The following is a 14,225-nucleotide window of genomic DNA, read 5'->3' on the forward strand; positions in this document are numbered from 1 at the left end:
CGCTTCTATGGTTGTATTTCAGTTGGTGTATCGCGAGCAGTTAAGCGGTAATCTTTTTCATATACTGGCATTCCTGCAATATGAATGGAGCGAACTTCAGTCTTGGTCGGTGTAGGAGGTTTTTTTTCACATCCAACTAACAACACCACCAATATTGCACTCAAACCCATGGATAGCTTTTTCATAGCATCTCCTCTACTTTTTGTTTTACTTATCCTTTGAGCATAACAGTTTTGATTAAAAATACAGCTTTTTTTTATTTCAAATGTTTTCTATTGGTCTAAAACTTTATTCTTTACAAGGGTGTTTCAAGTAAGCAGTGATTTCATCAGCATTTTTATTGGCATAACGATAATTAAAACGTCCTTGTTCATCAAATTTCATATCACTAAAGTACTGCGAAGCATCCACCCATACAGATTCGGCTTGGGGATATTCATTAGGTTTTAATTGTATTTTATTGAGTGCTGTCGAGCGAAACATTTTCTGAAAAATAATTGTAGGTTCATCTTTGAACTCAAATCGAGCAATACACCCCGACTTTTCATCTACCGCAACAACATCATTCAAGGCTTGAACTACACCATCTTTGGAGATAAACAAACTATGATGAAGATTGAAGGTATACCCATAACTTAAATGCAAAAAATCGTTGGTCTGATGTTCAAAATTTAAACCTCGTTCCCAATCCACAACCAAAGGTAGTCTGTAATCATCACCTTCATACAGCACAAAATCACAATGCTTATTGGCATCCTCATCACATGATTCTTGAATAACAGAAAACTGCCCAATGTTTGCCACAGTACGTTTAAATGTTTCAGCATGACTATTTACTGTGTAAAACATCAGGCTCAATATTATGATTAAACATCTTTTCATTGTTATTTTTGACATGGTGTATAAATCAAATTTTACTCAATACCAAATATACCGCTTCACTGGTGAATGTGCCATCCTTCTGAATTTGGTAATATTTGCGTACATGATCTGATATTGTAGATTGCAAATAGCGAATCGTGCTGATGCCATCTTCAGGTGTTTGCATCCGCTCTACCCAACTACGAAAATTTAACGCTAAACTTTGTTTCTCAATGATTTCGACTTTAAAGCCTGCCTGTTCCACAAAAGCCATCCATTCAGATAAATTATAGTTTCGAACATGGCTTGGATCTCGAATCATTTCAATGGTTTGAATAAAGGTATCTAAGACAGGATTGGAGTTACCAATAATATCAAACATGATCACTTTGCCATTCACACGCAATACTCGGTAAATTTCATGGAGTGCCTGCGTGATATTTTGCCAATGATGTGCAGAATAGCGACTAATCACACAATCGAAATGCTCTGCAGGAAAATCCAATTGTTCTGCTGCACCAACCTGTCCAACCACATGATCAAATCCCTTTTGTTGCGATTGCTTGGTCACAAGATTGACCATTTCGGGAGTAATATCATAAGCAATTACTTGCTCTACAATGGGTGCAACTTGATAGCTCACATGCCCACCCCCACAACCTAAATCCAAGACCCGCTTAAAGTCATGTTGTTGGATTAAGTTTTGCATTTTTGCAAACTCGTCCCCCTGAGCATGTACAGCACTATTTAAATAAGCTTCTGATTTAGTTTGATATTGTTTTTGATTGACTTGATGTTGAGTGACCATAATAGATTCCTTTTGGTTGAATAAATCTACAATAGTCAACTTGATTCAAAAATAAAAATGATGCTTTTTAATAAAATTAATAACTTTATTTTATTAACCCTAACTCATAATGACCCGATAATCGGACTGACATGGGTTTTGAATAATGACATCTTGCACGCCCATTTCACCTTCAATTTTAATATTATAATTAAAAGAAAAATCGCCATTATCATTAAAATTTGCAGTGGTTGGATAACTGAATTGTTTGAATTGAGGCACTTTATTGTTGAGCACTAAACGGACTCGAAAATCAGGAACACTATAAAAAACCAAGGAATTTGGCATATTTTTTAAATTTGATTCATAGGTGACAAAACAGCTCTGTGAGGCATTCATAGCAAGAAAACTACCATAATCTTTTTGCTGGTTTTTATCATTCACCACCATAAGGTTATGATCACCACCCGTTGCTCCCATCAGGAAACCCATTAAGTTGGGATTAAACTGATAAACATGTGCGGTTTTACTCCATTGTTCTAGTAATACCTCACGCTTGCCTTTGGCGTCATACAGTACATAATCACAGATATAATTGTCCTTAGCACATGATTCTGCTTTAATTTTCACCTTTCCTGCATGTCCCAAAATCTGACTTTGTTCAATATCAACTTCTACAGCAGCATTGTTTTGCGCAAAGATAGATGTCGTAGTGAAAACACCCAGTATACATACACAATTCTTTATTATTCTTGACATATCACTTTCCTAAAGTTCAAGCATTTTTAAATATAAACACATTCATGATGCTTGATTTTAAAATACTATTCTAATTTTTTAAACATTCTGAACTTTTCGATTTATAGTCTTTCCCCCAAGTTCGATAGCCTTGGGTATCAATATGGTAGCGGTTATTCCCATACACCCCTAGCCCCATTTTATAATTTTTGCCTTCCACTTTCCAAAAATGACACATTTTTTTAATCAATAATTCGCGATCTTTTTCAACTGTTTCTTTAGGAGACAATACGTGAAAATCTACCGCATAATTACTTAAATGCTTGCTCTTCCCTGCACCGCCAACACACTTATTTAATTCAGGTGCACGATAGATCGCTGTGATGGTATAGGTTTTAAAATATCCATTACGATTTAACTTTTCCACCAGTTGTAAACTACTCACCACGTTTTTCCAATAAGCTTTGGGAGGAACAGCAAAACGTTTGGGATAGCATTGTTCAGGCATATAGTTTCGAGTCGTGGTAAGTTCCATTAAGCTTGGCGGATGTTTTAGATACTGCGATATAAATTGATAATAATCTGCCAATAAATGAGGGTCTTGTTGAGCCTTCCAAACTTTGAATTGTTGTTCAATTTGTTGTTCTGATGTTTTTTTTGAAGACGATGAATGTTCAGCATTTTTTTCAGATGGTGTACAGCCATTCAAAGTCACCCAACTGATACAGCCCATAATGATGAATATTAATTTAGAATTTTTCACAATGACAGCACACGTATTGTTTTATTTTAAAAAATAAATAAATAAAAACTTGGATTTTGACTAGTTATGATTTGAATCACAAAGATATTCTAACCAATCCCATCCACAATAAGCGCTGACTTTACAAAAAATCACACAGATAATGATTTACAACGGACAAAAATGTCCGTTAAATATCACTATAAAATTAACTCTCTCTATCGCTATGCGTAAACGCCAACAACAGGCAGCACAAAATCGTGAGGATTTACTCGATGCTGCTCTCACAATTTTCCGCAAACAAGGGATACGTGCGCCTCTACAGTTAGTGATTGATCAGGCTGGAGTAGGCAGAGCCACTTTCTATCGTAACTTTCAAGATCGTCGAGAACTGGTGGTTGCGTTAATGGAACAAGCTCTGACTCGATTAGATGAACGGGCAAAAAGTTTTTCCGAATATCCAGACGGTCTGATTCGTTTGATTCGTAATCATGTTGAGAATTTACCTTATCTGACCGCCTTAATGGAATATTGGCGTGTGATAGATCGTAATGATCCAGTGATGGTGGATATCTACCAACGGCGAGATGCGATTTTACAACCGTTGATTGACCAAGCAATTGCACATCAAATTTGCCGTCCTGATCTCACCCCAAAAGACTATGCACTGATTACAGGAATTTTGCGTGCTTCATTTCAAGGTCTCACTGATGAGGAACAAGTGCAACTTGCCACAAGAGCTGTTGATTTGCTGATTGATGGTATCAAGGCGTAATTGGGACTGCTATGGATAAATCACCACGTATACTTGAACCTGCACCCGATTGGACGCCTGAAGAACGTCCAACCTTACCCGGTTCGCCTGCTGTTATTGCACATCCAACTTATAAAAAACTGATTTATTTTTTTATTGGCTTATTTGTGGCAATTTCAGGAAGTTTAAGTAATGGATTTATTACCGCAAACCTCCCCCTGATTCAAGGTGAATATTCGCTCACTCCGTCAGAAGCTGCATGGATTCCTGCGGCTTATGTCATGGCAAATATCAGTTCCAACATGATTTTGTTTAAAGCAAGACAACAATATGGTCTACGGCTTTTTTCCGAAATCGGATTGGTCTTGTTTATCTGCGTTTTGGTTTTACATATTTTTGTTCATACGTTTGAAATGGCACTGTTTGTTCGTGTCATCAGTGGTCTGGTTGCAGCCCCACTCAGCTCATTGGGTATGTACTACATTATGCAAGCCTTTCGACGGGAAAATTTCGGACGTGGAATCTATCTTGCACTGGGCTTCCAACAGTTGGGCATTCCACTGGCTTGGATCATTTCTCCATCACTGGTCGATGTCAATGACTGGGTGGTGTTATATACCTTTGAGCTGGGTTTGGCGATCTGTTGTTTGGCGATGGTGGTCTCTTTAAAACTGCCGCGTAGTTTAAGAATTGAAGTATTTGAAAAGCAAGATTTCCTGACCTTTGCCCTATTAGCCCCAGGATTTGCCCTACTCTGTATCGTACTTAGCCAAGGTCCTATTCTTTGGTGGTTTGAAGTTAAATGGTTGGGTTATGCTCTCATTGCAGGATTTAGCCTAATTATTATTGGGCTGACCTATGAACATTACCGGGTTAATCCATTGATTATTACCCGTTGGCTGGGTTCAGCGAGCACAGTAAAATTTGTTTTTGGTGCGTTGGCAATTCGTTTACTGATGTCAGAGCAAAGCTATGCTGCTGTGAATTTCTTAAAGACCATGGGCATGGGTCCAGATCAGTTCGTTACACTATATAGCGTGATTTTTTTAGGAATTGCTTCGGGGACTATTTTTAGTGCATTGACCTTTAAACGTGAACGAATTTCATGGCATTTGGTCGGTGCTGTGATTTTGGTCCTGATCGCTTGTGCTTTGGATTATCACCTCACCAGTGATGTGCGACCAGAAAACTTCTATCGTAGTCAGTTTATCGTGGGTTTTGCCAGTGGTATGTTTATTGGTCCTTTATTATTGACAGGATTTATCAGTGTCTTACAAAAAGGTCCAACGCATATGGTTACTTTTGTGGTGCTATTCTCAGCAACACAAAGTTTTGGTGGCTTAATTGGAAATTCGTTCTTTTCAACCTATCAACAATTGCGTACACAAAATTATCGTGCAGAAATCGTCAGTGATTTATCGCCAACAGACCCTTTAGTTGTACAGCGTCTTGCTTTGTATCAGCAATCTGCCAATAAATATACAATTGATCAAGCGTTAGAACAGAATCAAGCTTATCGTAACCTTAACCAGATTGTGACACGTGAAGCTCAGGTACGCGCGTATAATGATGTGATTGCATTAAATGGAATATTTGCCATTTTACTGTTGATTTGGAGTAGTTTTAATATTACTTGGACACGTTACCAACTCAAAAAAAAGCAACAAGCCCTCAATAGCAGTTAGACAACGCTCATGAGTTTTATCAACTCAATACCCCATGACGTCATTCTATGCATTAAAAATATTTGAGAAATCTTATGTCACAAGATCAAAAACCAACTGAACCAGCAACGCCAGCACCTGCACAGCAGGCATCCGCAGCAGCTGTAACGCCACCGCCATCCAGTAAATTAATTCCTACCGCCAAAAGAACCTTATTGATTATGTTTTTGGTGTTGTTGGTCGGGATCGCGGTAATTATGCGTGCTTGGAAAATTGGTCCATTTGACAGTGCAATAGAGTCAACTGATAACAGCTATATCAAGGGTAAAACGACTGTTCTATCTTCTCAAATTAATGGTTATATCAAAGATGTCTTGGTCACTGACTTTGATCATGTTAAAAAAGGTCAGGCATTGATGCATATTGATACCACCACTTATGATCAAAAAGTTACTCAGGCTGAAGCAGGTGTTGACCAAGCCAATACAACTTTAGCCAATCAAAGCCAAGCGATTGAACAGCGCAAAGCTGATATTGTGGCGGCACAAGCCAAAGTGGAACAAGCCAAAGCAAGCTATGAGTTATCTACAGCACAACTTCGTCGTTATCAACAATTAGGCAACAGTGGTGCGACCTCTAAAACCGAACAGGACAAAGCCGCAGCAGATGTAAAAAACAATTTGGCATTATTAAAGCAGGCTGAGGCAAACGTTTTAGTCGCTCAAGAAGCCTTAAAAACAGCACAAGTTGCTGAATCAGGGCTCAAAGCACAAGTGACCAATGCCAAAGCACAATTTGACCAAGCCGTAACGACTAAAGACTATAGTGTAATTTCAGCGCCAATGGATGGGCAGTTAGGTGAAGTTACACCTCGTGTCGGACAATATGTTTCAGCAGGAACACAGTTAATGTATCTGATTCCACAACAGACATGGGTGATTGCCAATTTTAAAGAAACTCAAATCGCGGATATGCGTATTGGACAGAAGGCAAGCTTTACGGTGGATGCAATGAAGCATCAAAAATTTACTGGTCACGTTGAACAAATTTCGCCTGCTGCCGGTGCTGAATTTAGCGTATTGAAACCCGACAATACCACTGGAAACTTCACCAAAGTTGTACAGCGTATTTCAGTCAGGATTGCGATTGATCCAAATCAAAAAGGTCTAGAGTTTTTACGACCTGGAATGTCTGTAGTGACTTCTGTTGATACACAATCATAGTCAATAGAGATAACTAAATAGTGTTTTACCAAGTATGTTTACTCAATTCTTTATTCCTCTGGGCAGATTTGGTTAAACTAGCCTGTAAATACACTTTCCTGTACTTAAAATGACGATGTTTGATCCTATTGCCCAAACAATTTCTGACCAGCACCTAAACTTAGCTTGTTCTGTGCAACTCACGGTTAGACGTCTTGATCAAATTCATCCAAATATTTCTGGCAATAAGTTTTTTAAACTTAAATATAATTTCGTTGAAGCTCAACGCCTTGGCTTTAAAAAAATTCTGACTTTTGGTGGTGCATACTCTAATCATATTGCCGCCACAGCTTATGCAGCACAATTATTTGGCTTTAAAAGTATTGGAATCATTCGTGGTGAGGAATTAGCCAGTAAAACATATAATCCCACCCTCATGCTTGCTCAACAAATGGGCATGGATTTTAAATTTGTTTCACGTGAAAATTACAAGCTAAAGCAAGATCCTGAATTTAATCAGCAACTCCAAGTTGAGTATCCCGATACCTATATTATTCCTGAAGGCGGTACAAATGCTTTGGCAATACAAGGTTGTCAGGAGATTTTAAAGCCTCAGGACGGCACTCAATATGATGTGATTTGCTGTGCTGTCGGTACAGGCGGAACAATTGCAGGCATTATTGAGTGCAGCGCGCCTGAACAACATATTCTCGGCTTCTCAGCTTTAAAAGGAGATTTTCTTAAACAAGAGATCCAACAGTGGACCCAGCGAACCAATTGGTCACTTACCGATGCATATTGTTGTGGTGGTTATGCCAAAACAACACCAGAACTACTCAGATTCATTCATAATTTTGAGCAAGAGTATCAATTACCATTGGAACATATTTATACAGGTAAAATGTTCTATGGGATATTTGATCTGATCTCTAAAGGCTATTTTGTCGAAAACAGCAGAATTCTGTTGATTCATACTGGCGGTTTACAAGGGCGTCTCACAATATAATACACTAACAATTGTTCTGAAAAATTGCCTAAATTTGTCTATAATCCCCTGCTTGTCATTTTCATGAGTGTGTTATGTCTTCGAACCAATACGATGTGGTAGTCCTTGGTGCAGGTGCTTCAGGTTTAATGCTTGCAGCCAAAGCTGCTGCACGTGGGCGTAAAGTCTTGGTCGTAGAGAAAGCCAATAAAGTCGGTAAAAAAATCCTCATGTCTGGTGGTGGAAAGTGTAATTTCACCAACCTTTATGTCGAACCTGACAATTTTATTTCACATAATCCGCATTTTGTTATTTCTGCCCTTAGTCGTTATACCAATTGGGATTTTATTGGTCTGGTTTGCGAATATGGCATCGACTATGAAGAACGTAAACACGGACAACTATTTACCCTGAATGGCGCCAAAGAAATTTTAGCCATGCTACTCAAGGAATGTGAAAAAACTCATTTGGTCGACATTAAAACCAGTTGTGAAGTCAAAGCGGTAACGTGTAGTGCGGAAGATCATTTTCAGGTGGCAACCAATATAGGCTATTTTCAAGCTGAGTCTGTTGTGGTTGCTTCAGGTGGTTTATCTATACCCACTTTAGGAGGCTCAGGGATTGGCTATGAAATTGCTAAACAGTTTGGTCATCACATCTTTCCAACACGCGCTGGCTTAGTCCCCTTTACATTCTCAGATCAATTTAAAGAAGTGACCACACGTCTGAGTGGTAACGCGGTTGAAGCAACACTTTCCAACGACCTCAACAGTTTTACTGAAGCCTTATTGTTTACCCATCGTGGTTTAAGTGGCCCAAGTTCATTACAACTGTCCAACTACTGGAATGCAGGGCAGACTTTTAATATCGATTTTTTACCAAGTTTCGGATTGTTGGATTTCTTCAAGGCAAAAAAACATACTCAGCCTAAAGTTTTGCTGAGAACATTATTGACTGAACACTTACCAAAAAGTGTGGTGATTGAATTACAAAATCTGGTTTGGTCAACATGGGCAGAAACAGCCATCGGACAACTCAGTGATGAAAAGCTTGAGCACATCGCCAAGCAATTACATCAATTCGAGGTCAAACCTTCGGGTACAGAAGGTTATCGAACAGCTGAGGTGACTTTAGGTGGGGTAGATACTACTGAGGTTTCTTCCAAAACCATGGAAAGTAAAAAGCAAAAAGGTTTGTTTTTTATTGGTGAAGTCCTAGATGTCACTGGGCATCTCGGTGGGTTTAATTTTCAATGGGCATGGGCTTCAGCACATGCCGCATCTGAATATGTCTAAACAAGCGCACGAAACAACTTATTCTAAATAATCAGTTTTAAATAAAATGAGCTGATTTTGATTTTGCTGCTTCTGCGTAACACGCTGAATGGCTAAATCCATCTGATTCGGGCGATCTTTTTTTACAAATAAAGACTGATGAATTTTTTGTACAAAGTGGATTATTTTCATTTCTATTTCCTTTAAAAATGACTTTTATTCAGCTCGATTGGTGTTTTACTTCTTGCATATGAATGACTTAAATTTAGACAATAAATCAGCCGATGTCTATCTCTTTTCAAGAAAAACATCATATAAACAACTTCACACATGCCTAATCAATCACGGTTGGGATTTATTTTGAGATTCATCTTGTTTTTCAACATAATCCGCTTGTTGCTTCTTCGGTTTTGCAAAAACAAATTTATATGCACTTGCTAAAAAACCAACCGTAATACCTGCGATCACAATTGGAGCAATAAAATTATTTGGCTTTTTCTTGGACATCTCAATCTCCCTTATTTTTGACCTTAGAATAAAAAATCGATCAAGCTTTAATCCTGATCGATCTTTGTAAGGATTTACATGTTAATTCGGGTCATCTTTATCCTCTTTAAATGAATCGGTTAAAGATTTATATTCATTTTCGATCGTAGGTGTATCCGCTGTGACTTGACTAGAATCTGTTGCCGGAGGGACAACGGAATCTGTATTTTTTTGATTTAGAGGATTCGGTTGATTTGCTTGTTGTTTTGCTTTGTCAATCAAATCTGTTAAAACACGTTCAGCAGGTTGACGACCACCTAAGCCGAATGCCAAAGCAAATGCTACAGCCACAGAACCTAAGGTTAAGCCAAATGCAAGATTGACAATAGAGTCTGCGATACCCATGGCTTTTAAGCCCATTGCAATCACTAAGCCCATGATCAATACACGAACAAGATTTCCTAACCATCTCGAGCTGTTATATTCTCCACGTTGTACAATATTTGCCACGATATTGGCCAACCAGAAACCAATAACCAATATCACTGCACCCAAGAGAATATTCGCACCAAAGTGAATGAACATCGAGATCAGACCACTGACCTGCTCAAAACCGAGTCGATTCGCAGCTTCTGAAACTGCAAACAACATAGTAAAGAACACGATCAAATATCCAATGATGCAAGAAACTTTAGTTTCACCTAAAAAGCGTTGCACATCTAATTTAGCAGGAATTGAATCTACACCAGTTCCTGCAACAACTTCAGCAACCAAACGCCCCACAAAACGAGACACCACATAGGCAACGATTAAAATTAATCCCGCTGCAATAATATGTGGAATCGCATACATAATTTCACCGAGCATCATTGTTGCAGGTTGTGAAATTGCCTGTATCCCTAAAGCTTCAAATGCCACGATTAAAGCAGTAATCATGACCACAGCAAAAACAAATGAACCTAAAAACTTAGATAAGCCCTGATCTGAGTTTTTAAATAGCCCCACTTTTTCAGCTTGGCTTTGTAAATTTAAGCTACTGATTAAGCCCTCTACGATCCCACGCACAATTTTTGCCAAAATATAACCGACAAAAATGATTACACCTGCAATGAAAATATTAGGTAAATAAGAGATGGCTTCATTCAACATAGATTGAACAGGAACTAATAATCCTTGTAAGCCTAAGATCGACAGAACAATCGGCAGAAACAATAACAAAATCAACCAGTAAACAATATCAGCAATGTTATGACTGATTGGGCTAACACCCACATCTGCACTTAGCTTTTCATCAAGTTGAGTACGATCCAAAGCTTTTTTTAGCCCAACCTTGACGAGGTTTGCTACAATCCAACCAATGAATCCTATTGCTACAGCAGCCAATAGTTGCGGGATAAACAATAAGAATTGTTGAATCATCAAACTGAATGGGCTACTCACACTGTTCAAATTCAGTACATTAAGCGCGCCAATGACAGCAATGACCATGACCACCCAGAAAATAATTCTGGAAAGGATACTTTCGATGTTTGAACGATGCCCTGTGGCAGAAGATAATTTCGAATTTGTTCCCAGTTTCTCTAGGATTTTTCTAAAACCTGCTGCGACAACCAATGCAATAATCCATCCGACAATCAGGATAGCTACAGCGGCTAAAATTGGGTGAAATTGATTCCAATAATACATGGCATCAAAATTCCCCTGAGTGTGTAAAATTTCATTCATTTTTATTCCCTCAAGTCATAGATTTATAACAATTTGAGTGTGCTCAAATGACTCCAAGCATCATTCTTATTTTCAACAGAAAGCGTGATGAACTACTCTTTTACTTTATAATTTGCTTATATAACGATCAATTTTTACTGCATAAATACAACAAAACAAAGCATAAATACTAAGCAGAATCAAAAAACCCTAGCTTGCTGACTAGGGTTTCTGCTTAATGTATAGTTTAAATTATTGATAAGTTTTAAATTAGAGCCAATCGGCCGCCATATAAATAAGCAATGATACAAGAAATAATCCCACAAGAATAAGCATATAAATTGGTAGGCGATTCTTATGTGTAATCTCTTCATTACTGGTTACGTAAGATGGTTTATTGAAATCGTGTCTCATGACATCCACCTCCATCAACTTGATGTATTTTTATACTATCAGTCTATTCATCAACTTTGTGTAAAATATTTTAAGTAAAAGTAAATTTTAATCTAAAGCGGTAAGAGACAGATAAATGGGCTATAATATGTACCCCATTTTTGTTGACTATTGTATATATGGCATATCAACGACAAAGTGTCGCACTCGATTTAGACACCGATGTCACTCATCAATGCTTCTTACATACATCTAGAGATGATCATTTAATCGGAATCATTGAGTTTAGTAAGCCTAGCTATATTTTAAAGTGGGGAGATCTGGAATATTTCCGTAGACGTACTGATGAATTTTCAGTAATGCCCTTCCCTGAATGTATCAATGCCATGATCATTGACATTCGTAATATCAACTCCTTTCTTGACAATGAAGTTCCTATTATTCCTTGGCGCTTACTCGAAGAAGACTGTCCAATACGTCTGGTCGTGCCTCAAGATCGTTTAGAACATTATGCTGGTATTTTTGAACCCACTTGGCTGACCACTGATATTGAAGTCGCGATTCAGGAGTTACGTGAATTTATGGATATGTTTGTGCATTGATCTTTAGCTAGCACACCAGCAAACCTAATTTTCATTCTCAAACATTTTTGCCGCCATTCGTTTTGCTTGCGTTCCATAAAACCAATAAGTAATTAAAAAGAGCGGAACGGCAAGCAAAAGAAGCATAATAAGTATCGTGCTCAAAAATCGGATATTTTGCATATAGGCAATGAATGATTGCCAAATTTCAGGGTCGTTGCGAGAAAAAAACCAGACGCCCGCGAAAACGCCCAATATATTATAAGTCCAGAAAATGAGCGTAAAACCTAAGGTTAAACTTCTACGTTCTTGATCGGTTGGCGCTCGATGTTGTTGTTTAAGAAAACGATACAATACAATAATCATGGCAAGTAAATAAGGTAGCGCAGTGAACACACCTGCAATCTCATTGGGTAAAATTGCCGCCAATATGCCAGCAATCATTGTTAACACTAAACAAAGTAGAAAAAACCATAAAAAATATTTATTTAAAGAGACCATAGTGTCAACTTAAATTGCAATGAGACCGACATTATAAAATTTTTTAAATTTTTTTTCATTTTCTTGTCAACCAATCAGAAACTGTTGTCGTTATATAAGTATAAGGTCTGCAGCAACCAAGTTTATTGCACGGCATCCGCAGTTAAATTTGGAGACCTTAACTCCCCCAGAGAGACTAAAAACTTATGCTTCTTCAAGATTTAGAATAGCAGCCTGAATCTTTATAAACGAAGTATTTTGGCCGACGATTTACTCATCACTCGAATCGTCGGCTTTTGTTTTTTATATTTGATCTTTTCTATGCCTTGTGTAAAAAATGGCTTGGAATTTATGAAAGTTGTTTGAGCTTAAGTTGTTGCGATACTTTTAAAATTGCCAAGAATCCTGCGACAGTAAAAGCCAACATCAATATCCCCATATTGAATAAGTGATTCCAAACTAAAAAGTTCAACACCACACCACCCAATAAACCACAAGCAAACTGCATACTGCCCATAATTGCACTGGCTGTACCTGCTCTTGAACCTTGTTCTGACATGGCGAGTGCCATTGCATTAGGTCCTGTAAAGCCGATCCCTGAAACAGTCAAGAATAAACCCAGCATAACAACCACTAACGGCGCGTGAGACATTAAACCCGCTCCCACGATAATTAATGCACCTGCAACCTGAATCAATCCCCCCATGGTTAAACGGCGGATCACTGAAAAACGATTGGCTAAACGTTTATTGATTGAGGACAGTAAAATAATACCAAAAGCATTAAAACCAAAAGCAATTGCGAACTGTTGTTGTGTTAAATGATAGCCATCCATCAATACCGCTGCTGCGGAGCTGATATAACAAAATAGCGCAGCCCCTGTAAAACAACCTGCCATCATTGGAAAGCGAAAACTTCGATCTTTAAAAATAGCAGCATATAAAATAAAAACCTGACTAAAATTCAGTTGAAGTCTACGTGATGGCGCTAAAGTTTCTTTAAATAAGAAATGAACACAGGCTAAGCAGATCAAGCCAATTAAAAATAAAGCAACAAATACTGTTTGCCAGTGAAAGAAATACAGAATTGCAGCACCTATAGATGGCGCAAGAATAGGCGCGATTCCCATCACAATCATCATGCTGGCAAAAGCTTGAGCAGAACCTTGAACATCTAAACGATCTCGAATGGCTGCGCGTGCCATGACCACACCTACACAACCTCCCAAAGCCTGTAAAATTCGCGCAGCAATCAATGACCAATGATCAGGAGCTAAAACGCATAATAAGCTGGCAAAAGCGAATAAGGTCATACCAAAGTAAAGTGGCTTTTTACGACCTATGCGGTCGCTGATCGGACCATAGATCAATTGCCCTACAGCCAAGCCCAAGAAATATGCAGGTAAAGTATTGGCAACTTGTTGGGTGGTGACATTAAAATCTTGCGCCATTTGTGGGAGTGCTGGCAAATACATATCGATAGATAAAGGACCTAACGAGGTAAATAGTGCCAAAAGCATAATCCAACCTGTTGAATACTGTTGACCAGCGTTTTTTTCAGACATAGATCGTTTA

The 14,225-nt window shown here is 38.3% G+C and carries 16 protein-coding genes; 6 read left to right on the top strand and 10 right to left on the bottom strand.

Annotated features, from left to right (window positions below):
* Positions 1-5: 5 nt before the first annotated feature.
* The 5 genes from ACINWC743_RS09320 to ACINWC743_RS09340 all read right to left on the bottom strand — a co-directional run bounded on the left by ACINWC743_RS09320 (position 6) and on the right by ACINWC743_RS09340 (position 3,119).
* Positions 6-185: an NF038215 family lipoprotein gene (locus ACINWC743_RS09320; protein WP_005033683.1), complete on the bottom strand. Its 180-nt coding sequence runs from the start codon at positions 183-185 to the stop codon at positions 6-8.
* 103 nt (positions 186-288) lie between these two features.
* Positions 289-849, bottom strand: a complete 561-nt coding sequence (locus ACINWC743_RS09325; protein ID WP_009585214.1) for a hypothetical protein — start codon at positions 847-849, stop codon at positions 289-291.
* A 58-nt stretch (positions 850-907) separates the two neighbouring features.
* Positions 908-1,669: a class I SAM-dependent methyltransferase gene (locus ACINWC743_RS09330; protein WP_009585230.1), complete on the bottom strand. Its 762-nt coding sequence runs from the start codon at positions 1,667-1,669 to the stop codon at positions 908-910.
* A 99-nt stretch (positions 1,670-1,768) separates the two neighbouring features.
* On the bottom strand, positions 1,769-2,407 hold the full coding sequence (locus ACINWC743_RS09335; protein WP_009585218.1) for a hypothetical protein: 639 nt from the start codon (positions 2,405-2,407) through the stop codon (positions 1,769-1,771).
* Positions 2,408-2,477: 70 nt separating this feature from the next.
* Positions 2,478-3,119, bottom strand: a complete 642-nt coding sequence (locus tag ACINWC743_RS09340) for a D-Ala-D-Ala carboxypeptidase family metallohydrolase (RefSeq protein WP_009585226.1) — start codon at positions 3,117-3,119, stop codon at positions 2,478-2,480.
* Positions 3,120-3,354: 235 nt separating this feature from the next.
* On the opposite strand from ACINWC743_RS09340, the gene ACINWC743_RS09345 reads away from it, so the two are divergent.
* The 5 genes from ACINWC743_RS09345 to ACINWC743_RS09365 all read left to right on the top strand — a co-directional run bounded on the left by ACINWC743_RS09345 (position 3,355) and on the right by ACINWC743_RS09365 (position 9,028).
* A complete protein-coding gene (locus tag ACINWC743_RS09345; RefSeq protein WP_009585243.1) occupies positions 3,355-3,903 on the top strand; it encodes a TetR/AcrR family transcriptional regulator in 549 nt (182 codons plus the stop codon).
* An 11-nt stretch (positions 3,904-3,914) separates the two neighbouring features.
* Positions 3,915-5,567: an MFS transporter gene (locus tag ACINWC743_RS09350; protein WP_009585237.1), complete on the top strand. Its 1,653-nt coding sequence runs from the start codon at positions 3,915-3,917 to the stop codon at positions 5,565-5,567.
* 74 nt (positions 5,568-5,641) lie between these two features.
* A complete protein-coding gene (locus ACINWC743_RS09355; RefSeq protein ID WP_009585241.1) occupies positions 5,642-6,769 on the top strand; it encodes an HlyD family secretion protein in 1,128 nt (375 codons plus the stop codon).
* A 115-nt stretch (positions 6,770-6,884) separates the two neighbouring features.
* Positions 6,885-7,754 carry a 1-aminocyclopropane-1-carboxylate deaminase/D-cysteine desulfhydrase gene (locus ACINWC743_RS09360; RefSeq protein WP_009585206.1) on the top strand — a complete coding sequence of 290 codons (870 nt, stop codon included), beginning with the start codon at positions 6,885-6,887 and terminating at the stop codon, positions 7,752-7,754.
* 74 nt (positions 7,755-7,828) lie between these two features.
* Positions 7,829-9,028: an NAD(P)/FAD-dependent oxidoreductase gene (locus ACINWC743_RS09365; protein ID WP_009585227.1), complete on the top strand. Its 1,200-nt coding sequence runs from the start codon at positions 7,829-7,831 to the stop codon at positions 9,026-9,028.
* Between the two features lie 18 nt (positions 9,029-9,046).
* Here the strand turns inward: ACINWC743_RS09365 and ACINWC743_RS24465 are convergent, their stop codons facing one another.
* The 3 genes from ACINWC743_RS24465 to ACINWC743_RS09370 form a co-directional block, all read right to left on the bottom strand.
* Complete coding sequence (locus ACINWC743_RS24465) at positions 9,047-9,199, bottom strand: hypothetical protein (protein WP_009585221.1); 153 nt, start codon at positions 9,197-9,199, stop codon at positions 9,047-9,049.
* 150 nt (positions 9,200-9,349) lie between these two features.
* On the bottom strand, positions 9,350-9,514 hold the full coding sequence (locus tag ACINWC743_RS24470; RefSeq protein WP_009585208.1) for a hypothetical protein: 165 nt from the start codon (positions 9,512-9,514) through the stop codon (positions 9,350-9,352).
* An 81-nt stretch (positions 9,515-9,595) separates the two neighbouring features.
* Entirely contained in the window at positions 9,596-11,218 is a 1,623-nt protein-coding gene (locus tag ACINWC743_RS09370) for a mechanosensitive ion channel (RefSeq protein WP_009585211.1), read from the bottom strand.
* Between the two features lie 551 nt (positions 11,219-11,769).
* Here ACINWC743_RS09370 and ACINWC743_RS09375 point away from each other — a divergent pair.
* Entirely contained in the window at positions 11,770-12,192 is a 423-nt protein-coding gene (locus ACINWC743_RS09375; RefSeq protein ID WP_004830127.1) for a hypothetical protein, read from the top strand.
* A gap of 24 nt (positions 12,193-12,216) precedes the next feature.
* Here ACINWC743_RS09375 and ACINWC743_RS09380 read toward each other — a convergent pair whose 3' ends face one another.
* Positions 12,217-12,672 carry an ABZJ_00895 family protein gene (locus ACINWC743_RS09380; protein ID WP_009585254.1) on the bottom strand — a complete coding sequence of 152 codons (456 nt, stop codon included), beginning with the start codon at positions 12,670-12,672 and terminating at the stop codon, positions 12,217-12,219.
* A 328-nt stretch (positions 12,673-13,000) separates the two neighbouring features.
* Positions 13,001-14,215 carry a multidrug effflux MFS transporter gene (locus ACINWC743_RS09385; protein ID WP_005033703.1) on the bottom strand — a complete coding sequence of 405 codons (1,215 nt, stop codon included), beginning with the start codon at positions 14,213-14,215 and terminating at the stop codon, positions 13,001-13,003.
* Positions 14,216-14,225 lie beyond the last annotated feature (10 nt).

Origin of the sequence: Acinetobacter sp. WC-743 (assembly GCF_000335555.1) — a bacterium.
Classification (GTDB): domain Bacteria; phylum Pseudomonadota; class Gammaproteobacteria; order Pseudomonadales; family Moraxellaceae; genus Acinetobacter; species Acinetobacter bereziniae.